Origin of the sequence: Nonomuraea aurantiaca (assembly GCF_020215705.1) — a bacterium.
In the GTDB taxonomy this organism is placed as follows: domain Bacteria; phylum Actinomycetota; class Actinomycetes; order Streptosporangiales; family Streptosporangiaceae; genus Nonomuraea; species Nonomuraea aurantiaca.
Genome location: NZ_JAIWNB010000001.1, coordinates 204,690 through 228,094, shown reverse-complemented (window position 1 = coordinate 228,094; position 23,405 = coordinate 204,690). Strand labels below are relative to the sequence as shown.

The 23,405-nt window shown below is 71.1% G+C and carries 19 protein-coding genes; 8 read left to right on the top strand and 11 right to left on the bottom strand.

The features are described from left to right. The first annotated feature begins 101 nt into the window (after nucleotides 1–101). The 5 genes from LDL49_RS01095 to LDL49_RS01075 are packed head-to-tail and all read left to right on the top strand — an operon-like array spanning nucleotide 102 to nucleotide 6,279. Nucleotides 102–2,312 (top strand): ATP-binding protein, encoded by a 2,211-nt coding sequence (locus LDL49_RS01095; protein WP_225288949.1) that lies wholly within the window; start codon nucleotides 102–104, stop codon nucleotides 2,310–2,312. Next, complete coding sequence (locus LDL49_RS01090; RefSeq protein ID WP_225288948.1) at nucleotides 2,309–3,835, top strand: sugar ABC transporter ATP-binding protein; 1,527 nt, start codon at nucleotides 2,309–2,311, stop codon at nucleotides 3,833–3,835. The genes LDL49_RS01095 and LDL49_RS01090 overlap by 4 nt, the downstream gene beginning before the upstream one ends. Continuing rightward, nucleotides 3,832–4,941, top strand: coding sequence for an ABC transporter permease (locus tag LDL49_RS01085; RefSeq protein WP_225288947.1), 1,110 nt, complete (start codon nucleotides 3,832–3,834; stop codon nucleotides 4,939–4,941). Before LDL49_RS01090 ends, LDL49_RS01085 begins: the two co-directional genes overlap by 4 nt. Nucleotides 4,942–4,951: 10 nt before the next feature. Continuing rightward, nucleotides 4,952–6,088 (top strand): substrate-binding domain-containing protein, encoded by a 1,137-nt coding sequence (locus tag LDL49_RS01080; protein ID WP_225288946.1) that lies wholly within the window; start codon nucleotides 4,952–4,954, stop codon nucleotides 6,086–6,088. Between the two features lie 41 nt (nucleotides 6,089–6,129). Further along, nucleotides 6,130–6,279: a hypothetical protein gene (locus LDL49_RS01075; protein ID WP_225288945.1), complete on the top strand. Its 150-nt coding sequence runs from the start codon at nucleotides 6,130–6,132 to the stop codon at nucleotides 6,277–6,279. A 2-nt stretch (nucleotides 6,280–6,281) separates the two neighbouring features. Here the strand turns inward: LDL49_RS01075 and LDL49_RS01070 are convergent, their stop codons facing one another. The 7 genes from LDL49_RS01070 to LDL49_RS01040 form a co-directional block, all read right to left on the bottom strand. Continuing rightward, nucleotides 6,282–7,985 carry an ABC transporter family substrate-binding protein gene (locus tag LDL49_RS01070; protein ID WP_225288944.1) on the bottom strand — a complete coding sequence of 568 codons (1,704 nt, stop codon included), beginning with the start codon at nucleotides 7,983–7,985 and terminating at the stop codon, nucleotides 6,282–6,284. Between the two features lie 17 nt (nucleotides 7,986–8,002). Next, complete coding sequence (locus tag LDL49_RS01065; protein WP_504854007.1) at nucleotides 8,003–10,135, bottom strand: ABC transporter ATP-binding protein; 2,133 nt, start codon at nucleotides 10,133–10,135, stop codon at nucleotides 8,003–8,005. Beyond that, nucleotides 10,024–10,902: an ABC transporter permease gene (locus tag LDL49_RS01060; protein ID WP_225288942.1), complete on the bottom strand. Its 879-nt coding sequence runs from the start codon at nucleotides 10,900–10,902 to the stop codon at nucleotides 10,024–10,026. Before LDL49_RS01060 ends, LDL49_RS01065 begins: the two co-directional genes overlap by 112 nt. Continuing rightward, entirely contained in the window at nucleotides 10,899–11,885 is a 987-nt protein-coding gene (locus LDL49_RS01055; protein ID WP_225288941.1) for an ABC transporter permease, read from the bottom strand. The genes LDL49_RS01060 and LDL49_RS01055 overlap by 4 nt, the downstream gene beginning before the upstream one ends. 89 nt (nucleotides 11,886–11,974) lie before the next feature. Then, on the bottom strand, nucleotides 11,975–14,317 hold the full coding sequence (locus LDL49_RS01050; protein ID WP_225288940.1) for an AAA family ATPase: 2,343 nt from the start codon (nucleotides 14,315–14,317) through the stop codon (nucleotides 11,975–11,977). A gap of 64 nt (nucleotides 14,318–14,381) precedes the next feature. Then, entirely contained in the window at nucleotides 14,382–15,278 is an 897-nt protein-coding gene (locus tag LDL49_RS01045; RefSeq protein ID WP_225288939.1) for a haloalkane dehalogenase, read from the bottom strand. A gap of 15 nt (nucleotides 15,279–15,293) precedes the next feature. Continuing rightward, on the bottom strand, nucleotides 15,294–17,015 hold the full coding sequence (locus LDL49_RS01040; protein ID WP_372470267.1) for a tetratricopeptide repeat protein: 1,722 nt from the start codon (nucleotides 17,013–17,015) through the stop codon (nucleotides 15,294–15,296). 186 nt (nucleotides 17,016–17,201) lie between these two features. Between LDL49_RS01040 and LDL49_RS01035 the strand changes: the two genes are divergently transcribed. Further along, nucleotides 17,202–18,731, top strand: a complete 1,530-nt coding sequence (locus tag LDL49_RS01035) for an MFS transporter (RefSeq protein ID WP_225288937.1) — start codon at nucleotides 17,202–17,204, stop codon at nucleotides 18,729–18,731. Nucleotides 18,732–18,796: 65 nt separating this feature from the next. Continuing rightward, the gene (locus LDL49_RS01030; protein WP_225288936.1) at nucleotides 18,797–19,564 is read left to right on the top strand and encodes a DoxX family protein; all 768 of its coding nucleotides are present in this window, start codon (nucleotides 18,797–18,799) and stop codon (nucleotides 19,562–19,564) included. Nucleotides 19,565–19,589: 25 nt separating this feature from the next. On the opposite strand, the gene sthA is transcribed toward LDL49_RS01030, so the two are convergent. Genes sthA through LDL49_RS01015 form a run of 3 tightly spaced genes read right to left on the bottom strand, consistent with a single transcriptional unit; the run spans nucleotide 19,590 to nucleotide 22,122 of the window. Next, nucleotides 19,590–21,002 (bottom strand): Si-specific NAD(P)(+) transhydrogenase, encoded by a 1,413-nt coding sequence (gene sthA / locus LDL49_RS01025; RefSeq protein WP_225288935.1) that lies wholly within the window; start codon nucleotides 21,000–21,002, stop codon nucleotides 19,590–19,592. Between the two features lie 18 nt (nucleotides 21,003–21,020). Continuing rightward, the gene (locus LDL49_RS01020) at nucleotides 21,021–21,269 is read right to left on the bottom strand and encodes a metallothionein (RefSeq protein ID WP_225288934.1); all 249 of its coding nucleotides are present in this window, start codon (nucleotides 21,267–21,269) and stop codon (nucleotides 21,021–21,023) included. 28 nt (nucleotides 21,270–21,297) lie between these two features. Continuing rightward, nucleotides 21,298–22,122 carry an MFS transporter gene (locus tag LDL49_RS01015; RefSeq protein ID WP_225288933.1) on the bottom strand — a complete coding sequence of 275 codons (825 nt, stop codon included), beginning with the start codon at nucleotides 22,120–22,122 and terminating at the stop codon, nucleotides 21,298–21,300. 81 nt (nucleotides 22,123–22,203) lie between these two features. Here LDL49_RS01015 and LDL49_RS01010 point away from each other — a divergent pair, with 81 nt between their 5' ends. After that, complete coding sequence (locus LDL49_RS01010) at nucleotides 22,204–22,689, top strand: hypothetical protein (protein ID WP_225288932.1); 486 nt, start codon at nucleotides 22,204–22,206, stop codon at nucleotides 22,687–22,689. Nucleotides 22,690–22,707: 18 nt separating this feature from the next. Here the strand turns inward: LDL49_RS01010 and LDL49_RS01005 are convergent, their stop codons facing one another. Next, complete coding sequence (locus LDL49_RS01005; protein WP_225288931.1) at nucleotides 22,708–23,340, bottom strand: serine/threonine-protein kinase; 633 nt, start codon at nucleotides 23,338–23,340, stop codon at nucleotides 22,708–22,710. Between the last annotated feature and the right edge of the window lie 65 nt (nucleotides 23,341–23,405).

The following is a 23,405-nucleotide window of genomic DNA, read 5'->3' as shown; positions in this document are numbered from 1 at the left end:
TGACACGACGGCAAGCGGGGAATCTGCCAGCCGAATTGACGAGTTTCGTTGGTCGTCGGCATGAGCTAACCGAGACCAAACGTCTGCTTTCCGCTGGCCGGATGGTGACGTTGACCGGCGTCGGCGGGGTGGGCAAGACGCGGCTGGCGCTGAGGGTCGCCGCGGAGATGTCACGGGCGTTCCCTGACGGGGCATGGCTGATCGACCTGGCTCCGCTGGTGGCCGAAGAGCTGCTCGCGGAGACCATCGCGGACACGATCGGCTGCCGCCAGCCGAGCGTGGCCGCTCTGTCCGAGCATCTGCTCAACAAGCGATTGCTCTTGGTGCTGGACAACTGCGAGCACGTGCTGAACGAGTGCGCCATCCTGTCCGGCAAGCTGCTCGCCTCGACGACTGAGCTGCACATTCTCGCGACCAGCCGGCAGTCGCTCCAGGTGCCGAGTGAGCACCTCCTGGAGGTGCCGCCGCTGACCGTACACGGGACGGGCGAGGCGATGGTCGCGACCGCCGACGCGCGTTATGAGGCGGTGAGACTGTTCGAGGACCGTGCGGCGGCCGTCGTACCGGGTTTCACCGTCGATGCCGCCAACAGCGCGGCGGTGACACAGCTGTGCCAGCGGCTCGACGGGATTCCGCTGGCCATCGAGCTCGCGGCGGTGCGCATGCGGGCATTGTCCGTCGACCAGATCCTCGAGCGGCTGAACAACCGGTTCCGGTTGCTGGCGACTGAACGCACGGTCGTGGCGCCTCGCCAGAAGACGTTGCGGGCGCTGGTGGACTGGAGCCATGACCTGTGCTCTCCCGAGGAACAGCTGCTGTGGGAACGGCTGTCGGTGTTCTCCGGCGGCTGCGATCTGGAAGCGGTCGAAGAGGTGTGCTCGGGCGACGGGATCGCCCGGGAAGATGTTCCCAGCCTGCTGATAGAGCTGGTCGACAAGTCGATCCTGGTGCGGAGGACGCAGGACTCCGGCGTGCGTTTCGAGATGCTGGAGACCCTCCGCCAGTACGGATGGGAACGGCTCACCGACTCCCGGCAGGAGACGGCGCTTCGGCTGCGGCATCGCGACTGGTGCCGCGAACTGGCCGCGCGGGCGGAGGCCGAGTGGTTCGGCGAGAACCAGATGGAATGGCTCGTCCGGATCCACCAGGAGCAGGCCAACGTACGGGCGGCGCTGGAATTCTGCCTGAGCGAGCCGGGTCAGGCCTGGGCCGCCCTCGAGATCGCCGCCGCGATGTGGAGTCACCGGCTCTCGTGGTCCTCCCCCAGCGAAGGCCACCACTGGCTGGAGCGGGCGCTGGCCCAGGAGACCGGCCCCACCGCCGCGCGGGCCAAGGCCCTGTGGGTCGACGCGTGGCTCCTGCTGTTGCAGGGCGACCTCTCGGCCGCGCAACCCCTGTTGCTGGAGTGCCGTGGGCTGGCGGAGCGGCTGGGTGATGAGGCGCAACTCGCTGGCGCGCTCCACATCACCGGCTTCGCCGCGCTTCTGGCCGGAGACTTCACCCGATCGTTCACTCTCCTGGAAGAGGCCCTGGTCCGCCGCCGCGCCCTCGGTCACCGGGGTCATTCATGGGTCGCCCTCTTCCAGCTGAGCATGGTCGCCGTGGTCATGGACGACCCCCGCTCGACGGCGCTCTGCCAGGAGGTCTTGGAGGCATCCCAGAGGGCGAACGCGGCCTGGTCCGTCTCCTACGCGTTGTGGGTCACGGCTCTGGACCGGTGGCGGCACAACGATCCAGACACCGCCGTCACCATGATGCGCGACGCGCTGAGGTTCAAGCTGCGGTGCAACGACCATTTCGGCATCGCCGAAGGTCTGGAAGGACTCGCCTGGATCATCGCCGATCAGCATCAGGACAACCGCGCCGCGCACTTGCTGGGCGCCGCGCACATGGTCTGGCGGTCGATCGGGACATCGCTCTCCGGACTCGGACATCTGGCAGGTCTCCACGGCCGATGCGAGGCCCAGCTACGAGGAAGCCTCAGGAACGAGGCGTTCACCGTGGCCTTCACGCGCGGCTCGCAGTTCACGCTCGACCAGGCCGTCGCCTACGCGCTGGAGGAGAAGCCGGCAAGAGACCCCGCGAACTCCCCGCCCGAATCCGATGTCGCGTCCGTCCTGACCCGCAGGGAGCGGGAGATCGCCGAACTGGTCGCCCGAGGGCTGAGCAACAAGCAGATCGCGGAGACCCTGGTGATCGCCCAGCGCACCGCCGAAGGCCATGTCGAGAACATCCTGCGCAAGCTGAGTTTCACCTCCAGGTCCCAGGTCGCCAAAGCCTGGAGCTCGCGACAGCAGGCCGGCGCGCCGTGACCCTGCTCGCGGCGTCGCGGACCGCCTCGGAGCCGCTCATCCGCATCCGTGGAGTGAGCAAGCGGTTCGGCGGCACCTCCGCGCTGGAAGGGGTGGATCTCGAACTCCACCACGGTGGCATCCTCGCCCTGCTCGGACAGAACGGCGCCGGCAAGTCGACGCTGATCAAGATCCTGGCCGGGGTCTATCGCGCCGACGAAGGGGAGGTGACGGTGGCCGGCCATCCGCTGGGCAGCCATGCCGCCTCCCGCAGCATGTCGTTCGTCCACCAGGATCTCGGCCTCGTCGAGTGGATGTCCGTCGCCGAGAACATCGCCCTGGGCACCGGCTACCGCCGGCGCGGCGGTCTCATCTCCTGGCGTGGGGTGCGCGAGCGCTGCGTGGCGGCCCTCCGGTCCGTCGCGATCCACCTCGACCCCGATGAGCGGATCGCCGACCTCACCCGCGCCGAGCGGTCGCTCGTCGCCATCGCCCGCGCGCTGGCCGCCGAAACCGAGATCATCGTCCTCGACGAGCCGACCGCCAGCCTGCCCGCGCCCGACCGCGCCCACCTGTTCGACGCGCTCCGCGCGCTACGTGACCGGGGTCACGGGATCGTGTACGTGAGCCACCGGATCGACGAGGCGCGCGAGATCGCCGACAGGGTCGCGGTCCTGCGCAACGGGCGCCTGGTCAGCCAGGGGACCCGCACCGGCGGCCCTTCCACCACCCTCGTACGGGACATCGTCGGGCGCGAACCGGCGACCCACCGGCGCCCGAATCGCGACCCGGGTGAGGTGGTGCTGAGCCTCACCGGCGTGCGCACCGGGCAGGCCGGCCCGATCAGCCTCGACCTGCGGGCCGGCGAGGCCATCGGGCTCGTCGGCCTCGCCGGCGCCGGGCACGTGGATCTCGGCCGCGCTCTGGCCGGCGCGCACCCCATCCTCGCCGGCCGCGTGCTGCTCGACGGGCGGCCCTATGGTCCGCGGTCGGTGTCGGCGGCCGTCGACGCGGGTGTCGGCCTGGTGGCGGGCGACCGGCAGGAGGAAGGCGCCGCCCCGAGCCTCAGCGTCCGGGAGAACTTCCTGGCGAACCCGGGGGCATACGGCCGGTCTCCGCTGAGCTGGATCCGGCCCCGCGTGGAGCGGGCCGAGGCGGCGGCGCTCGTCGCGTGCTTCGGCGTTCACCCCGAGGATGCCGAGGCGCCTCTCGCCACCCTGTCAGGCGGGAACCAGCAGAAGGTCATGATCGGCCGTTGGCTCGGCACGAACCGCCGCCTCCTGATCCTCGAGGAGCCGACGGCCAGTGTCGACGTCGGCGCCAAACCCGAGATCTACCGGCTCCTCGACCAAGCCCTGGCCGGCGGGCTGGCGGCCATTCTCGTCTCCGCCGACTTCGAAGAAGTCGTGAACGTGTGTGACCGCGCCCTCATGTTCGTCCGGGGGGCGGTGACCACCGAGGTGGCCGGCGAGGCCCTCACGGTCACCGCACTCACCCATGCCGCGTCGGCCGCACCCGCTGCCACGGGTGCGCATCCCCGATGACCACGGGATCCCCGCGCCGGCGGCGCACCGCCGGCCACTTCATCGGCAGCTATGGGCTGCTCGCTTTGACGGTCGTCCTGTGCGTCGTGTTCACGCTCGCCCTGCCGGACACCTTTCCCACGATGGCCAACCTGACGTCGATCCTTTCGGCTCATTCGATCACCGCGATCCTGGCCCTGGGCGCGATGATCCCCATCGTCACGGGGAAGTTCGACCTGTCCATCGGCTATGGCGTCGGGCTCGGACACGTCGTGACCTTGCAGCTCATCATCGCCAACGGCTGGCCATGGCCCCTGACCTGTCTCGGCGTGCTCATCGGCGGCGCGCTCGTCGGCGTGATCAACGGTCTGCTCGTCGAGTTCGCCCGGATCGACTCGTTCATCGCCACCCTGGGCACCGGCAGCGTGCTGTACGCCATCACGGGCTGGACGACCAAGGGGGCCAGGATCGTTCCCGGCCCGCAAGGTCTTCCGCCCGCCTTCACCGGCATATCCGACGCGAAGTTCCTGGGCCTGCCCGCCCCCTCGTTCTACGTGCTCGTCCTTGCCGCGGCGCTCTGGCTCGTGCTCGAACGCCTGCCCGTCGGCCGTTACCTCTACGTCATCGGCTCGAACCCGCGGGCCGCCGACCTGATCGGCATCCCGACCCGCCGGTACGTCGTCTGCGCCTTCGTCGGTTCCGGGCTGGTCACCGGCTTCGCGGGCGTCCTGCTCGCCGCTCAGCAGCAGATCGGCAATCCGAGCGTCGGGCTCGACTATCTGCTGCCGGCGTTCGTCGCCGCCCTGCTCGGCTCCACCGCGATCAGGCCCGGCCGGGCCAACCCGCTCGGTACCGTCGTCGCCGTCGCCGTCCTGGCGATCGGCCTGTCCGGCATCGGTCAGCTGGGGGCGGACTTCTGGGTGACGCCGCTGTTCAACGGGGTCACGCTGCTCATCGCGGTCGGACTCGTCGGCTACGCGGCCCGGCGCCGGCTGCACGCGGGGGTGGCCGCACCACACCGCACGACACCATCTCCGCCTCCGTCAGGGGCGCCATCGGTCGAGTCCGCTGCCGCCGCACCGCCCGGCGGCCCATCCCCACCGGGAGTCGTGCCACCTTCGGGGTAGGGATCCGGACGTGAACCGCTTCTCACGCACCGCGACGGCGCTGGCGGTGGCCTGCGCGCTGGCCGGCGGCTGCTCCCGGGGCTCGTCCGGCTCGGCTCCCGGCTCCGTACCGGACCCGACGGCGAGCGCGTGTCCCGGTGTCCTGTCCACGGCCGGCCCGGCCGTCACGCGGGCCGAAGAGGCGACGCCCTGGAACGGTCCCACGAGCGGCCCGCGAGCGGTCCGCGGCAAGAACATCGTCTTCATCGCGGCGACCATGACCAACCCCGGCGTCGCGGGCACGGCCAAGGCGGTACGGGAAGCCGGCGAGTCCATCGGCTGGAACGTCCGGGTGATCGACGGCCAGGGCACTCCGGCCGGGGTACGGGAGGCCCTCGGCCAGGCCGTCGCCCTGCGCCCGTCGGGGATCGTCATCGGCGGGTTCGACCCGAACTCCGCCGCCGAGCAGGTCGAGCAGGCCAGGGACATGCGCATCCCGCTCGTCGGGTGGCACGCGGCCAGCCGTCCCGGACCCGGCGCGAACCCGAGCCTCTTCACCAACATCACCACCCGGGTGGAGGACGTCGCGAGGATCAGCGCGTTCTGGATCATCGTCCGGTCGAAGGGGCACGCGGGAGTCGTCATCTTCACCGACTCGTCGATCCCCTTCGCGGAGAACAAGGCACAGCTGATCAAGAGAACGCTGCTGAGCTGCTCCGGCGTCAAGCTACTGTCGTACCAGAACATCCCGCTTCCTGACACGGGCAGCCGCACCCCGCAGGCGGTCTCCTCGCTCCTGTCGCGCTTCGGCGATCGATGGACCTACTCGGTCGCCATCAACGACCTCTACTTCGCCGACGCGGCGGCGCCCCTGCGCGCCGCGGGAAAGGCCGGCGATGGGGCCCCCTACGCGATCGGCGCGGGTGACGGCGACCCGTCGGCGTTCCAGCGCGTCCGAGACCGACAGTTCCAGCAGGCCACCGTTCCCGAGCCGTTGAACGCGCAGGGCAGCCAGATCGTCGACGAGCTCAACCGCGCGTTCGCCGGGCGGCCCCCCAGCGGGTACGTCGCACCGGTGCATCTGACCACGCGAGGCAACGTCGGCGACACCATCTCATGGGACCCCCCGGGCTATCGCGCCGCCTACGAACGGATCTGGAACGGCTGACCGACCCGAGTTCAGGCGGCCGCTCTGGGTAGGGGACCCGCATGGCAACACTCATGGATCGGGTGCGCGCGTATCTGCGCAGCCCCCAAGGCAAGCAGACGATGGAGAAGGCCAAGCGCATGGCCAACGACCCGGAGAACCAGCGCAAGGCCCGGCGGTTCCTGGACAAGCTGCGCTCGCGGCGGCACTGACCTCAGCGGGTGAAGCCGATGTCCTGGTAGCGGAGGTCGTAGAAGCCGCGGGCCCCCACGTTGGCCAGCGTCTCGCTGACCGCCACGTTCTGCGGCCTCTGGTACAACGGCAACACGTTGACCTCCTGCCAGATCAGCTTGTCCGCCGCGTTGGTGTCCGCGTGCGCCTGCCTCAGGTCGAGGCTCTGGCCGGCCTGGTTCATCGCCGCGTCGATCTCAGGCGAGCCCACGCGACCGAAGTTGGCGTTCCATGTCTGCCCGTTCGGCGAATTGGCGTAGATCCCAAAACTGCTCGAAACCGGAAAAGGCGTGCCAATGTACGCGAACGGCGTCATATCAAAGTTGCCGGGAATGACGTACTTGGTGAAGAAGTCATCGCTGGGCACGGCCTGGATGGTGAGCTTGACCCCGATCTGCGCGAGCATGCTCTGCGCGAGCTCGCCCTCCGACTTGCCGGTCTGCACGCCCGAGGGGACCACGAAGCGCAGGTCGAGCGGCTTGCCGTCCTTCTGCCGGACGCCACCGGCCCCCAGCGGCCAGCCCGCCGCGTCGAGCAGGCGCCTGGCCTGGGCCGGGTCGTAGACGCCCAGGGCGCCGGCGTTGTCCTGGTAGCCCTCCTGGGTGTTCATGAAGAAGTGGTTGTTCAGCAGCGTGATCGGCCAGTCGAGGCCCTGCAGGTCGGACTGGGCGATCGCCTGGCGGTTGATGCCGAGCTGGATGGCCTGCCGGACCCGCTGGTCCTTCAGCAGCTCGCTGGAGCCGTTGAAGGTGATGTGGCGGAAGTCGGGGCCCGCTGCCTGGCGTACGGTCGCGCCCGGGGTGGTCTTGGCGCGCGCGTAGTCGGGCGCCGACGGGCCGACGTCGGTGATGTCGAGCTCGCCGTTGCTGAACGCGCCGATCAGGGAGTCCTGCTCGGAGGCGCGGTAGATGATCTGGTCGAGCTTGGCCCGGTCGCCCCACCAGGTGTCGTCGCGGACGAGCGTGATCGTCTTCGCCGTCTGGTCGAAGCCCTTGAACTTGAACGGCCCGGCCGTCACCGGGATCTTGTTCAGCCAGGCGGTGTTGTAGGCCTCGGGGGTGCTGTTGGTGGAGGCCGGCAGCAACGGGCTGAACAGCGACTTCCAGTCGCCGAAGGGCCGGGCGAACGTCACCACGACCGAGTAGTCGTCGCGCCCCCGCCGTACGTCGGAGATGTCCTGGTAGCCGGTGGACGAGACGATGTGGAAGGCGGGATTGGTGCCGTTGAGCGCCTTCCACTGGGCCTGGTAGTCGGCCCAGTCGATCGGCTTGCCGTCGGACCACTTGGCCTTGGGGTTGAGCGTGTAGGTGACGACCTGGTGCGGGTCGCGGGAGGTGACCTCGACGTCGATCAGGTAGTCGGGGTTCGCGGTGATGTCGGCCTTCTCGTCGGACCTGAACGGCGCGGGCAGGAGCGCGTTGCTGACCACCGCGGCCACCGCGAGGTTGCCGTCGACGTGGTTCCTGTTCCACTGGGTGGGGAACTCGTTGATGCCCCAGCGCAGCGTGCCGCCGTCCTTGACCTTGTCACGCGGCTGCGGGTTGATGTCGTACGCCTTGATGTTCCGCTCGTCTCCCCGTGGGCCGCCCGCGAGACCATCGCTGCCGTAGCCCCCGGGGCCCCGGCCGCAACCCACCAGGCACAGCGAGCCGGCCAGGGCGGCCACGATCAGACGTGCTGCTTTCATCGAGCGAATCCTCCCGCTTAGGTGACTTCGAGCTTCTCGGCGTAGTGACAGGCGGCGCCCTGGTCCTTGTCGAGCAGCCGCACCGAAGGCTCGACGGCCACGCAGACGGCGCGCTCGTCGTCGGTCAGCTCGGCCCTGAACTTCGGGCACCGGGTGCGGAAGCGGCAGCCCGACGGAGGGTCGGCCGGACTGGGAAGATCGCCTTCGAGCAGGATCCGCCGGCGCGAGCGCTCGCGGACCGGGTCGGGCAGCGGGATCGCGGACAGCAACGCCTGTGTGTACGGGTGCGCGGGCGCCTCATAGACGGCGTCCACCTGCCCGATCTCGGCGATCCTGCCCAGGTACATGACGGCCACCCGGTCGGCGATGTAGCGCACCACGGCCAGGTCGTGCGCGACGAACAGGTAGGACAGCCCGAGCTCGGCCTTCAGCGCGTCGAGCAGGTTGATCACACCGGCCTGGATCGACACGTCGAGCGCGGAGACCGGCTCGTCGAGCGCCAGGAACCTGGGTTCGAGCGCCAACGCGCGGGCGATGCCGATGCGCTGGCGCTGGCCGCCGGAGAAGTCCTGCGGGTAGCGGGCCGCGTGGGAGGGGTCGAGCCCGACCAGGTCGAGCAGCTCGGCCACCCGGCCGCCCGGATCGCCCCTGCCGTGGGTGCGCAGCGGCTCGGCCAGGATGTCGTAGACGGTCATGCGCGGGTCGAGTGAGGCGAGCGGGTCCTGGAAGACGACCTGCATGTCGCGCCTGATCGCCATCCGCTCGGCGCCGCCGAGCCGGGCGGTGTCGTGCCCGAGCACGACGATACGGCCCTCCTGCGGCTCGGCCAGCTCCAGGATCTCCATCAGCGTCGTGGTCTTGCCGCAGCCCGACTCGCCGACGAGCCCGAGCGTCTCGCCCTCGCGTACCTCGAAGCTGACCCCCGCCACCGCGTGCACGGTGCCGACCCTGCGCTTGAACACCGATCCGCGCAGCAGCGGGTAGCGCTTGACCAGCCCGTCGACCTTCAGCACCGGCTGCCGGTCCTGGCGCGGCCGGCCGTCGCGCGGCTCGACGGGGACCGCGTGCTTGGCCGCCACGCGGGGGCGTACGTCCTGCCAGCGGATGCACGCGGCCTGGTGCGCCGGGCCGACGTCGAACAGCGGCGGCTCGGCGGCCTCGCAGGCGTCGAGCCGCATCGGGCAGCGCGGCGCGAACGGGCAGCCCGGCGGCAGCGCCGCGGGCGAGGGCGGCGCGCCCTCGATGGGCACGAGCGGGTGCCGCCCGTCGGTGTCGACGCGCGGGATGGAGCTGAGCAGTCCGACGGTGTAGGGCATGCGCGGCCCGTAGTAGATGTCGTCGACGCCGCCCACCTCGACCGGCCGGCCCGCGTACATCACCAGCACCCGGTCGGCGAACCCGGCCACCACCCCGAGGTCGTGCGTGATCATGACGATCGCGGCGCCCGTCTCCCGCTGGGCCTTCTTCAGCACTTCGAGCACCTGCGCCTGGATGGTGACGTCGAGCGCGGTGGTCGGCTCGTCGCAGATGATCACGTCGGGATCGTTGGCGATGGCCATCGCGATCACCGCGCGCTGCCGCATCCCGCCGGAGAACTCGTGGGGGAAGGCCAGGGCCCGCTGGGCCGGGTTGGGGATGCCGACCAGGTCGAGCAGCTCGACGGCCATGGCCGCGGCCTGCGTCCTGGTCACCTTCTGGTGGACGCGCACGGCCTCGGCGATCTGGTCGCCGACGCGGTAGACGGGGGTCAGCGCGGACAGCGGGTCCTGGAAGACCATCGACATGGTCTTGCCGCGGAAGGCGGTCAGCTCCCGCTGCCGGGCGCCGATCAGCTCCTTGCCGTGCAGCCGCACCGAGCCGGTGACCGTGGCGCCCGGCGGCAGCAGGCCCATGACAGCGGCCGAGGTGACGGACTTGCCGGAGCCCGACTCGCCGACGATGCCGAGCACCTCGCCCTGGCGTACGGCATAGCTGACGCCGCGTACGGCCACCACGTCGCCGAAGGAGACGTTGAGGTCGGTGACCTCCAGGACGGGAGTCACCGCGGCCTCCGGGAGGCGGGGTCGAACGCGTCGCGCAGCGCGTCGCCGATGAGGTTGACCGCGAGCACGGTGACCACCAGCAGCCCGGCGACGAACCAGAACGTCCACGGCGCGTAGAGGGCGGTCCGGGAGCCGTCGGCGATGAGCGTGCCGAAGGAGACGTCGGGCGGCTGGATGCCGAAGCCGAAGTAGGACAGCGAGGTCTCGGTGAGGATGGCCGCGCTGACGTTGAGGGTGGCGTCGACGATCAGCAGCGACGACAGGTTGGGGATGATGTGCCGGAAGATGATGCGCACCGGCGAGACGCCCATGAACCGGGCGGCCTGGATGAACTCCCGCTGCTTCAGCGAGATCGTCATCCCTCTGACGATCTTCGAGGTGACCATCCAGAGGAACAGCGCCAGCATGATCACGAACAGCACCCACTGCCCCGCCCCGAACAGCGGCGACATGACGGCCAGGATCAGGAACGCGGGCAGCACCAGGAGCAGGTCGGCGCCCCAGGTGAGCGTCCGGTCGGTCCAGCCGGAGAAGTAGCCGGCGAACGCCCCGACGACGGCGGCCAGCGCGGTGGACACCAGCGCCGCCAGCAGCCCGACGATCAGCGACTTGCGCATGCCGCGCAGCGTCACCGCGTAGACGTCGGCGCCGGTCTGCAGCGTGCCGAACCAGTGCTCGGCCGACGGCGGGCTGAGGAAGGCGGTGAAGTCCTTGTCGGTGTAGGACCACGGGCTGAGGGCCGGCCCGGCGAAGGCCAGCAGGAACAGCAGCACGAGTACGGCGAAGCCGATCCGCCCCTGCGTCGACTGGAAGAACCGCCAGGCGACCACCCGCAGCCGCGAAGGAGCCCGCCTGCCGACGAGCAGCGCCGTCATCCGGCCCTCACCCGGGGGTCGAGGGCGGCGTGCAGCAGATCGGCCGCCAGCGACGCGCACAGCACCGCGATCGCGGCGATGACGGCGATGGCCGCCACGGTGTTGACGTCGTTGGTGAAGATGGAGTTGATCAGTTGCTCGCCCAGCCCGTGCCAGCCGAAGATCTTCTCGGTGAACGTCGCGCCGGTCAGCAGCGCGCCGAAGGTGAAGGCGAAGTAGGTCGCGACGGGGATCAGGGCGGTGCGCAGGGCGTGGTGGATGAGCGCCTGGCTCCGGCTCAGCCCCTTGGCCATGGCGGTGCGGACGAAGTCGGCGCCGAGCACGTCGAGCATGGTGTTGCGCTGGTAGCGGCTGAAGACCGCGGCCAGCCCCAGCGACAGCGAGATCGTCGGCAGGATCAGGTGCCGCAGCCGGTCGCTCACGGTCCCCCAGAAGCCGGTGTCGAGCCCGTCGCTGTATTCGCCGCTGACCAGGAAGAGCCGGTGCCCGAAGAGCCGCTCGTTGGCCAGGGTGCCGAGCAGGATCAGCATGTTGGCCAGCACGACCACCGGCATCGCGAGCACCAGGAAGGACACTCCTGTCGACAACCGGTCGAACCACCCGTACTGCTTGACCGCGGCGGCGGCCCCGACGAGCACCCCCAGCAGGCTGCCGAAGATCAGCCCGATCATCACCAGCCGGAAGGTGACACCCATGCGCCGTTTGAGGTCCTCGTTGACCGGCGAGCCGGTGACTGTTCGGCCGAAGTCGCCCTGCACCACGCCGCCCGCCCACGTCGCGTAGCGCTGGAGCAGCGGCGTGTGGTCGTTGAGGTTGAGCGCGGTGAGCTGGGCGTCCACGACGGCCGGCGGCGGCTTGGGGGTCCGGTCGGCGTAGTTGGAGCGCGGATCGAGGGCGCTGGCCGCGAGCATGTAGGCGAGGCTGGCTGCGACGGCCACGAGCACGAGATAGTTGAGCAGCCTGCGGGCCAGGAACCCCGCCATCGCCCTCCCCTTCGGCGCGCACGATGTGTAGTCATATTGCTACACCATGCGAGCATCGGGGCGCACGGAACTGCCAAACTGCAGTCTGCTTAACGTCCGGAAAGTTCGTCCACGGCCATGCGGACATCGTCGCTGGTGATAGTCGTCAGCTCGGCCGAGCTGGCCGACCCGCCACCCCCGGCCAGAGCGGCGAGCCGCACATCGCGGCGCATGGCCGCGCGCTCGAACAGCGACCTGGCGAAGCGCCCGTTGCCGAGCCCGTCGATCAACCGTTCGTCGCAGACCCAGGCGAAGACCTCGTCGAGGTCGCGCAGCGCCGCCTCGTCGAAGCGATCGCCCGATTTGTCGGCCAGCAGCACCGCGATCTCGGACAGCTCCCGCGCGGAGTAGCTGGGGAAGGCGACCCGCTGGTTGAACCGGCTGGCCAGGCCGGGGTTGGTGGCCAGGAAGGTGTCCATCTCGCGCTGGTAGCCGGCCAGCACGATGACGAGCCGGTCGCGGTCGTCCTCGGCCCGCTTGAGCAGCGTCTGCACGGCCTCGGCGCCGAACGCGTCGCCGCCGGAGTAGCCGGGGTTGACCAGGCTGTAGGCCTCGTCGACGAACAGCACGCCGCCCAGCGCCCGGTCGACCAGCTCGTTGGTCTTGATCGCGGTCGCGCCGAGGTGCTGGCCGACCAGGTCGGCCCGCTGCGCCTCGACCACGTCGGGCCTGGCCAGCAGGCCGAGCGCGGCGAAGATGCGGCCGATGACCCTGGCCACGGTGGTCTTGCCGGTGCCCGGCGGGCCGGCGAACACGAAGTGACGCATCTGCGGCGGCGTGGGCAGCCCGCGCTCCTGCCGCATCCGGGCGACCTGGAGCTGGGCGGCGATGGCGTGCACCTGCCGCTTGACCGGCTCGAGCCCGGCCATCCGGTCGAGGTCGGCCAGCGCCTCCTCGATGGTGGGCGTGTCCTCGTAGCCGCGGAAGCGGGCGGTCAGCTCGCCGAACGCCTTGGTCACGTCGGCGGTCGTGGTGGTCACGAGGTCCTCGGTGGTCGGCGTCCCGCCCGCGCCCACGACGCGCACGTCACGGGCCGTCGCCGCGGCCTCGACGAGGCTGCGGACGAACCTGGCGTTGCCCAGATCGTCGACCAGCCCGCGCCGATGGACGTCCTCGAACAGGCCGAGCAGCGCGGCGCGCGCGTCGGGTGCCATCGTGTCGCCCCGGTGCCGCTGGAGCAGCTCGGTGATCTCCGACAGCTCACCGGGCGAGTAGCTGGGGAAGCGCACCCGGGTGGCGAACCTGCTGGCCAGGCCGGGATTGCTGGACAGGAACGAGGTCATCTCCTGCTCGTAGCCGGCCAGGATGATGATCAGCCGGTCGCGGTCGTCCTCGGCCCGCTTGAGCAGCGTCTGCACGGCCTCGGCGCCGAACCTGTCGGGCTGGCCGTCGGAGGAGTTGATCAGCCCGTAGGCCTCGTCGATGAACAGCACGCCGCCCAGCGCCCGGTCGACCAGCTCGTTGGTCTTGATGGCAGTCGCGCCGAGGAACTCCCCCACCAGGTCGGCCCGCTGCGCCTCGACCACGAAGGGGGTGTCGAGCAGGCCGAACGCGTAGAAGATCTTCGCCACCGTACGGGCCACGCTGGTCTTGCCCGTGCCCGGCGGACCGAGGAAGACCAGGTGCCTGGTCGGGCGGCCGGCCTTGTAGCCGGCCTCGGCCCGCAGCCGGGACGCCTCGATGGAGGCGGCGATCGAGCGGACCTGCTCCTTGACCGGGGCGAGCCCGATCATGCCCTCCAACTCGGCCAGCGCCTCCTCGACCGAGATGTCGGGCAGCCCGCCGGCCTTCTCGGGCGGCGCCTCCGGCCTGCCGTCGCGGGCCCTGACCCGGACCTGCTCCTCGGCGCTCAGCGCGCTCCTGGCCCGGCGGGCGGCGATGAAGCGCTGGACGAGGACCGCGGCGGCGGCGCCGTAGGCGACCCAGACCGCGGCGGCGTCGGAGACGAACGAGAGGGCCGCGGCGAGCGCCCCGGCGGGGACGAGCGCCATGAGCACGCTCAGCCACGGCGTCACCCAGCGGATCAGGTGCGCGCCGGCGGCGACGGGCACGGCCAGCACCATCAGCAGCGTGGGGGCCAGTGAGGGCGGCGGGAAACACAGGTAGAACACCGGCAGCAGCGCGCACCAGCCGGCGAGCACCAGCACGGTCGCGGCGGCGCGCGGGAAGCGCAGCGTCAGCGCGAGGAACGCGAGCACCAGCAGGGTGATGAGAAAGGTCTTGAACAGATCCCAGCCGAGCGCGGCGGCCACGCCTACGGTGGCGATGAGCACGACCACGTGCATCACCCGGCGCATGGCCGGGGGAAGGTGGAAATAGCGCAGCCGCACCTGTTCAAACAGATCCCGCGCCGCGGTCCGCCCTGCGGCCTGGGCCCTGCCGGACTCACGCATCACGCCTCCCCGGTCCGCCCCTGGTTATACCGCACCAGACCGACGATTGGGCGGACCTGACACGCTAGGTGAGGGTGACGAATCGCGCGATGTGGCGGCCGAGTTCGCTGCCCGCGTCCTCCTGGAGGAAGTGACCGGCGCCCGTGATCACCGGATGAACGTGTCCCGCGGCGCCCGCCATCGACTCTTTGAGGATCGGCGCCATACCCCCTGTTATCGGATCTCCATCGGAGAATGCCACCAAAAAGGGGCGATCGAGCGTGGTGAGGACCTGCCAGGCGGCGCGGTTGGCGGGCGCGGCGGGGTCGTCGGGAGTGATCGGGACGAGCCCCGGCATGGCCTTCGCGGCGGCCTTGTACGACTCGTCGGGGAAGGGGGCGTCGTAGGCGGCGCGTACGGCCGCGGAGAGTTCAGTCTTGCAGCCCGATTGGACGAATCTGGCGATGTCCAGCGCGGGAGCGTTCATCACCGCGTCCCTGAAGCGATGCCACAATTCGGGCATGGGACTGTCACCCGTCGGCAAGCCCGTGTTGGCCGCGACGATCCTGGCGATGCGCTCCGGATGCTCACCGGCGATCCGCAACCCGATCAGGCCGCCCCAGTCCTGCCCGACCATGGTCACGCCGCTCAGCCCGAGCGCGTCGAACAGCAGCTCGCGGGTCCACTCGACGTGCCTGGCGTAGGTGTGGTCGGCCCGTTCGGCGGGCTTGTCGGAGCGGCCGAAGCCCACCAGGTCGACGGCGATGGCCCGCAGCCCGGCCGCCGCCAGCTCGCGCATGACGTACCGGTAGAGGAAGGACCAGGTCGGCTCGCCGTGCAGCAGCACCACCGGCGCCCCGTCGGCGCGGCCCGTCTCGACGTAGGCCATGCGCAGGCCGTCGGCCACCTCGGCGTAGCGCGGCTCGTAGGGGAAATCGGGCAGGTCGGCGAAACGCTCTTCGGGGGTACGGAGGGTCCGCATAGAACGATATTCTAGCTAGCGCCGCTGGTGCCGCCCAGGGAACTCCCCCATGAGCACCTGCTTGGGAGTGATCCGCAGCAGGTCCGAATCGGCCACGGCGATCCCGCGCACCTCCACCCAATATCTGCGCTGCAGCGGATCGGCGGCGAACACCGCCACCCGCGGATCCGCCTCGACGGCCGCCCGAGTCTGCGTCTCGGCGACCAGTCTGAGCTCCCCCGACGGGGTGACGGTCGCCGCCGTGCCCACGACGCGCGGGCCGAGGGAGTCGCCGAAGGCCAGGACGACGCTCCTGGCGTAGGCGAACGCCTGGCGTACCTCTGGAGTGAGCGCGACGGACGGGGCGTCGCCGGTGGGCAGGTCGCACATGATCAGTGACGCGCGCCACGGCCCCGGCCCACCACGCCACCAGGCGCGCGCGGCGCGCAGCGCGAACACCGCCACCGCCGCGCACAGCGCGCCGAGCCCGGCCCGCCAGGCCCAGACCAGCCCCAGCAGGCCGCCCGCCGCGCAGGCCACGGATGCCAGCACGACCAGCCCGGTCGCGACCGGCAGCCATCTGTCCTCGCGAGGGCGAACCCGCCGGTAGGAGGCCAGCAGCGGGTACGGCACCACCACCGCGAGCACGGCGGCCCGCGGATCCACGGCCAGCGCCCCGCACATCAGGGGCACCAGCACCGACCACGTCCTGCCGAGCACGATCCAGAGCGTGACCCCCGTGTTCCGCCTGGCCGTGCGCTCGGCGGGCACCCGGGCGAACTGGGCCAGGGCCCGCATCGGGCTGCCCCGCCAGAGCTCGGCCAGCGCGCGCATGCCCGCCGTCACCGGCCAGCCGAGCACCACGACGCCCGCCAGGCCGGCCCACACCGGGTCGAACGCCGACGGCAGGTCCGGCAGCGCGCCCATCGTCAGCCAGCCCGCGAACGCGGCCACCGACGCGACGGCCGAGGCCAGGGCGGCGCCCAGCCAGGGGTCACGGCCGAGCATGGCGGGGACGTAGGACCACACCCCCACCCTGCGCACCTGCCTGAGCGTGATCGGGACGAGCAGGATCAGCACCAGGAGGCCGCCGAGCCGCCCCTCCGGGCCCCGGTCGAAGGCCAGGGCGGCCACGACGATGGCGATCGTGGCGAGCGCGACCAGCAGGCGGGACTGGCGCGACCAGACCTCCAGGGCCCGCCTGGCCCGGCCGCTCTCGCGCGGGTCGATCGGCCAGGCGGGGTCGCGGTGGGCCGGGAGGCGGTCCCAGCGCAGCAGCGTCAATCCGAGGTTGACGCGGGCCTGCGGATGCGCGGGATCCCGGTCGAGCGCGGTCAGATAGGCGCGCCGGGCCGGCGCGTGCTCGGCGCGGAGCAGCGCCTGGTCGCCGCGGAGCACGTGGGGGTCGGCCTCTTCGGGGGCGTACGCGCGGGCCAGCGCCGCCTGCTCGACGGCCTCCTCCCAGTGGCCGGGGACGCGGCGCAGCGCGGTGCCCAGGCGCAGCCGGGCCGGCCAGGAGCCCAGAGCGAGGCGCACCGCGTGCTCCGCGGGCGCGACCGCGTCGGCGTCGCGGCCCTGGCGTTCCAGCGCGAGGCTGATCAGGCGGTAGGCCCACTCGTTGGCCGGGTCCATGTCGGCGGCCGTGCGGGCGGCCTCCAGCGCGGCTTCGGGGCGTCCCGCCCGCAGTCTGGTGACCGCCTCTTCGCACCACTCGCGGGGGGATCTGTCGGTCCTGTCGGCACTTTCGGCGGTCCCCACGGACCCCATGATCGGCTGACCGGACAGAGATGGATAGGCCGGGACATATGGCTGTGTCTCTCTAGAGAGGTGCCTCAGACCGTGGATCGGCCGATACCGCTGTCCCGAGCGGATGGCATGGCCTAAGCTGCCACGCAAGTTCATGTGGGCCTTGCGTGAGATCGGATCGGCCTGCAAGGAGGCCCCATGACCGTCACCCAGGCCGCCCCGGCCCTCCGGCGCGCGGTTCAGGAACATCGGGACAACCGCTGGTCCATCCTGGTGCTGCTCTGCCTGAGCCTGCTCCTGATCACCGTAGACGCGACCGTCCTGCACATCGCCGTGCCCGCGCTCACCGCGGCGCTGGAGCCGACCTCGGTGCAACTGCTGTGGATCATCGACGTCTACTCGCTGGTCGTGGCGCCGCTGCTGCTCCTGTTCGGCACGCTCGGCGACCGCTACGGGCGCAAACGGCTGGTGCTGGCGGGTTTCGTGCTGTTCGGCGTGGCCTCGGCCGCCGCCGCCTTCTCTCCCACGCCACTGATCCTCATCCTGGCCAGGGCGCTGCTCGGGGTGGGCGGTGCGATGATCATGCCGGCCACGCTGTCGCTGATCCGCCAGGTCTTCCCCGACCGGCGTGAGCGGGCCATCGCGCTGGGCGTCTGGAGCGCGGTCGCCGCGGCCGGCGCCGCCGTGGGGCCGTTGATCGGCGGGGTGCTCGTCGGCATCTGGTGGGGCGCGGTCTTCCTGATCAACGTGCCCATCCTGCTCGTGCTGCTGCCCGCCGCCGCCCGGCTGCTGCCGGAGTCGCGGCACCGGGGCGGGCAGCCGTGGGACGGTCTCAGCGCCGCGCTGTCCGTGTTCGGCATCCTGGCGGTGGCGTTCGGGCTGAAGGAGGCGGGAGCGGGCAGCCTGATCCCGTTCGGGGCCTCCGTCCTGGTCTTCCTCACCGGGGCGGGGCTGCTCGTCTGGTTCGTCCGGCGGCAGCTCCGGCTGGCCGCGCCGCTGCTGGAGGTCGGGCTGTTCCGGCGGCGGGAGTTCGGCACCGGTGTCGCCGGGGTGCTGCTGGGCGTGTTCGCGCTGGTGGGGCTGCAGCTCATGCTGGCGCAATACCTGCAGCTCGTGCTCGGCGACAGTCCGCTGCTCGCGGCCGTACGGATGCTGCCGCTGGTGATCTCGGCGATCTGCGGCGGGCTGGCCGCGGCGCACCTGCTGCCCCGGATCGGCCTGCGCGCCACCATGAGCGGCGGGCTCGGCCTCGTCGCGCTCGCGCTCACCCCCACGCTCACCTGGGGTGTCGAGGCGCATCCCGTGATGCTCTCGGTCTGCTTCGTGGGCGTCGGGTTCGGCGTGCAGGTGGCGCTGCTGGCCGCGTCCGACACGATCATGTCCTCGGCGCCCGAGGCCCAGGCGGGCGGGGCGGCGGCCATCGAGGAGACCGCCTACGAGCTCGGCGCCGGGCTCGGGGTCGCCGTGCTCGGCACGATCACCACGATCGCCTACGCGCCCGCGTTGCCCGCCGTTCCCGGAGTGTCCGGCGGTGGCATGGACGAGGCCCGGCAGTCTCTCGCCAGCGCCGCGCACGTGGCCGACCAGGTCGGCGGTGGCGCCGGCGGTGCGCTGCTCGACGCCGCCCGGTGGGCCTTCGTCAATGCCCTGCACACGACCGTCGTCGTGAGCGTCGTCCTGCTCAGCCTGACCGCCGTCGCCGTGGCCACGCTGCTGCGCCGTGATTGAGGTGTGTGATGTCCCGCTCAGGGCAGACAACAACCGTGAAACAGGCCTTTCGTGATCTTGCTTCGGTGGTCGCCCGCATCGGTGTGGGCGGCATCTTCTTCGCCAACGGCTGGACCAAACTCGAAGACGGCCTGAACACCACGGGGGCCAAGTTCCTGGCGCAGGGGGCGCCCGCGCCGCGCGCCTGGGCCACGGTCACCATGCTCACCGAGCTGATCGGCGGGGCACTGCTGATCGCCGGCTTAATCGTGTCGGTGATGGGGCTGATCCTCTTCGCCGAGGCCCTGGCCGTCTTCCTGATCGCGCCGCCGCTCAACCCGATCAGCACCAACGAGCTGGTCCTGCTGGGCGTGGCCGCGCTGCTGCTGGCCGTGGTGGGGCCCGGGCGGATCTCCGTGGACCACCTGGTGGTGATCCGGCGCAGGGAATCGGCGGCGGCCAACGAGTTCGCCGCCGAGACGGAGGCCGACGAGGTCATCGCGGCGCTCCGCGACCCCGACTCCCCCGGCTTCCGCCCGCCCGCCCGGCCCAAGGCCGGATCCTCAGGGGCCTCAGGCTCTTCAAGCTCTGGCAGTTCCTCGGACTCTGGTGGCTCGTCGAGCTCCGGTGGCTCGACGGGCGGCAAGTCGTCAGGAGCGCGGTCGTCGAGTTCGCGTTCCGAGAGCGGGCCGGAGACCTCCGCGCTGGAGGACACGGCACCGCATGCCCGGCCGCGCCGGCCGGGGACCGACCCTGGGGACGAGCCCACCCCCTCGACCGCATCGGGCGACACGCTCGTGGCCGGGCGCAAGAAGCCCCCGGCCCGCGGCCGCCGCACGACCCCCGACGAGTGATCCCCGCCGGGAGCCGGTCACCGGGTCACAGCTCGGCCGTCAGCCGGGCGATCACCCGCATCTTGTTCATCGCGTCCAGGGCGGCGACCTTGTAGGACTCGGCGAGCGTCGGATAGTTGAACACGGCGTTGACCAGGTAGTCGACCGTGCCGCCGCACCCCATGACGGTCTGCCCGATGTGGACGAGCTCGGTGGCGCCCGTGCCGAACACGTGGACGCCCAGCAGCCGCCGGTCCTCGGAGGAGACCAGCAGCTTGAGCATCCCGTAGGAGTCGCCGATGATCTGCCCGCGGGCCAGCTCCCGGTAGCGCGAGATGCCCACCTCGAAGGGGATCTTGTCCCGGGTCAGGTCGTCCTCGGACTTCCCGACGAAGCTGATCTCCGGGATGGTGTAGATGCCGATCGGCGGCAGATCGTTCATCTCCGCGACCGGCTCGCCGCACGCGTGCTGCGCGGCCAGCCGGCCCTGCTCCATCGAGGTGGCGGCCAGCGCCGGGAAGCCGATGACGTCGCCGACGGCGTAGATGTGCGGGACGGGCGTGGCGTAGTTCTCGTCCACCTTGATCCGGCCGCGGTCGTCGGCGGCCAGCCCGGCCGCCTCCAGGCACAGCTCCTCCGTCTTTCCCTGACGGCCGGCCGAGTACATGACGCAGTCGGCGGGGATCTTCTTCCCGCTCTCCAGTACGGTCAGCGCCCCGCGGGGCCGCCGCTCGACCGCGGCGACGTTCTCCCCGAACCTGAAGGTGACGGCCAGGTCCCGCAGGTGGTACTTCAGCGCCTCCACGATCTCCAGATCGCAGAACTCCAGCATCCGGTCGCGCCGCTCGACCACGGTCACCTTGGTGCCCAGCGCCGCGAACATCGAGGCGTACTCGATGCCGATGACCCCCGCCCCGACGACCACGAGAGTCTCGGGCACCCGGTCGAGGTGCAGGATCGCGTCGGAGTCGATGACCGTCCTGTCGTCGAACTCCACGCTGGAGGGACGGGCCGGCGAGGTGCCCGTGGCGATCACGATCTTGTCGGCCGTGACCTTCTTCTCCTCCTCGTCGCCGCTGATCCCGATCGTGTGCGGGTCGAGGAACCGGCCGGTTCCCTGCAGCATCGTCACGTGGTTGCGGCCGAGCTGGCTGCGGATCACCTGGATCTCGCGGCCGATCACATGCTGGGTACGCATGCCGAGGTCGGCGACCGTGATCTCTTCCTTCACGCGGTAGCTCGCCCCGTACAGCTCCCGCTGGTTGAGGCCCGTGAGATAGAGGACCGCCTCGCGCAGGGTCTTGGAGGGGATCGTCCCGGTGTTGATGCATACGCCGCCGAGCATGTGCGTCTTCTCCACGACCGCCACCCGCTTGCCGAGCTTCGCCGCGGCGATCGCCGCCTTCTGCCCGCCGGGGCCGGTTCCGAGTACGAGCACATCAAAGTCAAAAGGGGCCACACATCAAGTGTCCCCCTATCAGGACATCCCCGCCATCACACGATCCACGATTCCCTGGTTGCCCTCCTGGCGGGCGCAGTGGGCACAGCAGTACCAGTGCTCGCCCGACTGGACTCCGTGCCCGATCACCCGGGTACCGCAGTGCTCGCAGATGGGCGCCATGAACTGGATGGCGCACTGGAAGGAGTCGAACGTGTGCACCGCCCCCTGGGCGTGCACCTCGAAGGACATGTCGTAATCGTTGCCACAGACTTCACAGACGGCCATGGCCCGGGGAATACCCGCTTCCCCCTCCTCATTGCCTCAACGGACGGCAATTTTCCGTCCGCGCACCGAGATGGCCGACCACCAGGGGCACGGCCAGCAGTCCCAGCGCGGCGAGCGCGCCCGGCAGGCCGACCCGGGCCGTCAGGGCGGCCACGAGCAGCGGGCTGATGACGAACCCGGTGTAGGAGATCGCGGAGACCGTGGACACCAGCACCCCGCTCGCGTCGTCGGCCGCCGCGCGGCTGAGCACGGCGGGCACGATGGCGACCCTCCATCGGCGCCTGCCGCCCGCTCCCCCGGCGGCGGGCAGCCCCCGGCCCATGCGCAGGGCCAGGAGCGACAGCGACGAGGCGAGGACGATGACCGCCGCCGTCACCAGCACCGCGCCGGTGCCCATGCCCAGCGACCGGGCCAGCCCGGTGGCGGGAGCCGCGACTATCACGGCGACCGGGAAGGCGGCGTGCACCGCCTGGAACAGCCGGCGCCCGCCCTCCCGCTCGGCCCGGCCGGTGGCCAGGTTCAGCGCGATGTCGAGTGCTCCGCTGGCCATGCCGACCAGGAGCAGCGTCAGCCCGAGCGCCACCGGCGAGCCGACGGGCGCGATGGCCGCCACGCTCAGCGCGAAGGCCACGGTGACCGCGATCAGCGCCGTACGCTCCCTGCCGCCGGCCAGCCGCCCGGCCAGCGCCATGGCCGGAATCGCCCCCACCGGCACCGCGCTCAGCGCCAGCCCGAGGTCGGCCGTGGACGCGCCGAGTTGCTCCTTGATCGCCGGTAGCAGCGCCGACCAGGAGCCCCAGAACCCGCCCCAGGCCGCGCTGACCGCGATGAGCGGTATGCCGCGTTCCCTCACCAACCCCCCTCGCCGTGCATTACGGTTATGTGCCAGCAAAGATCGTTAATGTCCTAAATATTCCCCATCGAAGGGTTTATCGTGCTCACGCGAACGGTCATCGCGGCCAGTCTGGCCGCCGCCGGGATCGCCGCGACCCCCGCTGTCGCCACTGCCACCCCCATCGCTCCGGTCAGCGCCGCCGCCTCCGCGAGCGCCGCGCCGTACTCGCCGGAGAGGGTGTGCGGCTCCGGTTTCCGCCGGGTCAGGGACGGTCACCGCGCGATGAGGACGCGCGAGGGCGCGGTGTTCGGACACGTGTACCTCATGTACAACAAGCGTTCCGGGAAGAACTGCGTGGCCGCCATCAAGACGGCCTACCTCGGCACCAAGACCGTCACGGGCGCCAGCATCGAGGTGCGGGGCGGCGGCCGGTCCGAGGACGTGCAGAAGTACCGCTTCTACGCCGAGACCGGTCATGTCGACGGCAGCTGGAAGTGCGTGAAGTTCTGGGGCTGGACCCGCGACCCCAGCGGCCGCGTCGAGGCCCGCGGCGGCCGCAGCTCCTGGGGCAACTGCGCCGGCTGACCCCACCGGCGGGCCGGGCTATCGCCGGCAGACGTCGCGGTACGGGACATCCTTGAAGGCGGCGTCCCACTCCGTGGCGGAGAGCGTGCGCCCGGCCCGCCGGCACACCACGGCGGCCACACGTCCGGGGTCGACCGGCGTCTCATAGATGACCCCCTCGGTCGAGGCGTACAGCGCCTCGTGCTCGGGACGGCCGCCGAGCATGGTGCCGTCGCCGTTGCCGCTGGCCAGGGCGAGCAGCAGGTCACGGGCGGCCGGGCGGGCGGCGGGGTCCTTCTCCATCGCGGCCGACACCAGCGACGCCAGCCGGGGCGGCAGGTCGTCCAGGCCCGGCCGGGCGGACAGCACCCGGCGCATCACGCCGCCCAGGTTGTCGGCGGCGAACGGATCCCGCCCGGTGGCCGCGAACACCATGACCGCGCCCCACGCGAACACGTCGGCGGCCGTCCCGGCCCGCTGCCCGGTGAACACCTCGGGCGCCATGTAGCTGGGCGTCCCCGCCACCTCGCCGGTCTTGGTCAGCGACATGTCGTCCGTACGGGCGATGCCGAAGTCGATCACCCGCGGGCCGTCGGGGCCGAGCAGCACGTTGTCGGGCTTGAGATCGCGGTGGATGACGCCCGCGTCGTGGATCGCGGTAAGCCCTTCCACGGCGGATTAGATGGCAGCCGATCCTCCGAAGGGCGGAGAAGGCCGCGCTCGCGCTGACCGAGGAG

What these genes read in the sequence shown, in the direction of transcription:
- LDL49_RS01035 (WP_225288937.1), top strand. Translation starts at nt 17,202, where the DNA reads ATGACCGTCACCCAGGCCGCCCCGGCCCTCCGGCGCGCGGTTCAGGAA.
- LDL49_RS01060 (WP_225288942.1), bottom strand. Translation starts at nt 10,902, where the DNA reads ATGACGGCGCTGCTCGTCGGCAGGCGGGCTCCTTCGCGGCTGCGGGTG.
- LDL49_RS01095 (WP_225288949.1), top strand. Translation starts at nt 102, where the DNA reads ATGGTGACGTTGACCGGCGTCGGCGGGGTGGGCAAGACGCGGCTGGCG.
- LDL49_RS01075 (WP_225288945.1), top strand. Translation starts at nt 6,130, where the DNA reads ATGGCAACACTCATGGATCGGGTGCGCGCGTATCTGCGCAGCCCCCAA.
- LDL49_RS01055 (WP_225288941.1), bottom strand. Translation starts at nt 11,885, where the DNA reads ATGGCGGGGTTCCTGGCCCGCAGGCTGCTCAACTATCTCGTGCTCGTG.
- LDL49_RS01045 (WP_225288939.1), bottom strand. Translation starts at nt 15,278, where the DNA reads ATGCGGACCCTCCGTACCCCCGAAGAGCGTTTCGCCGACCTGCCCGAT.
- LDL49_RS01070 (WP_225288944.1), bottom strand. Translation starts at nt 7,985, where the DNA reads ATGAAAGCAGCACGTCTGATCGTGGCCGCCCTGGCCGGCTCGCTGTGC.
- LDL49_RS01085 (WP_225288947.1), top strand. Translation starts at nt 3,832, where the DNA reads ATGACCACGGGATCCCCGCGCCGGCGGCGCACCGCCGGCCACTTCATC.
- LDL49_RS01020 (WP_225288934.1), bottom strand. Translation starts at nt 21,269, where the DNA reads ATGGCCGTCTGTGAAGTCTGTGGCAACGATTACGACATGTCCTTCGAG.
- LDL49_RS01050 (WP_225288940.1), bottom strand. Translation starts at nt 14,317, where the DNA reads ATGCGTGAGTCCGGCAGGGCCCAGGCCGCAGGGCGGACCGCGGCGCGG.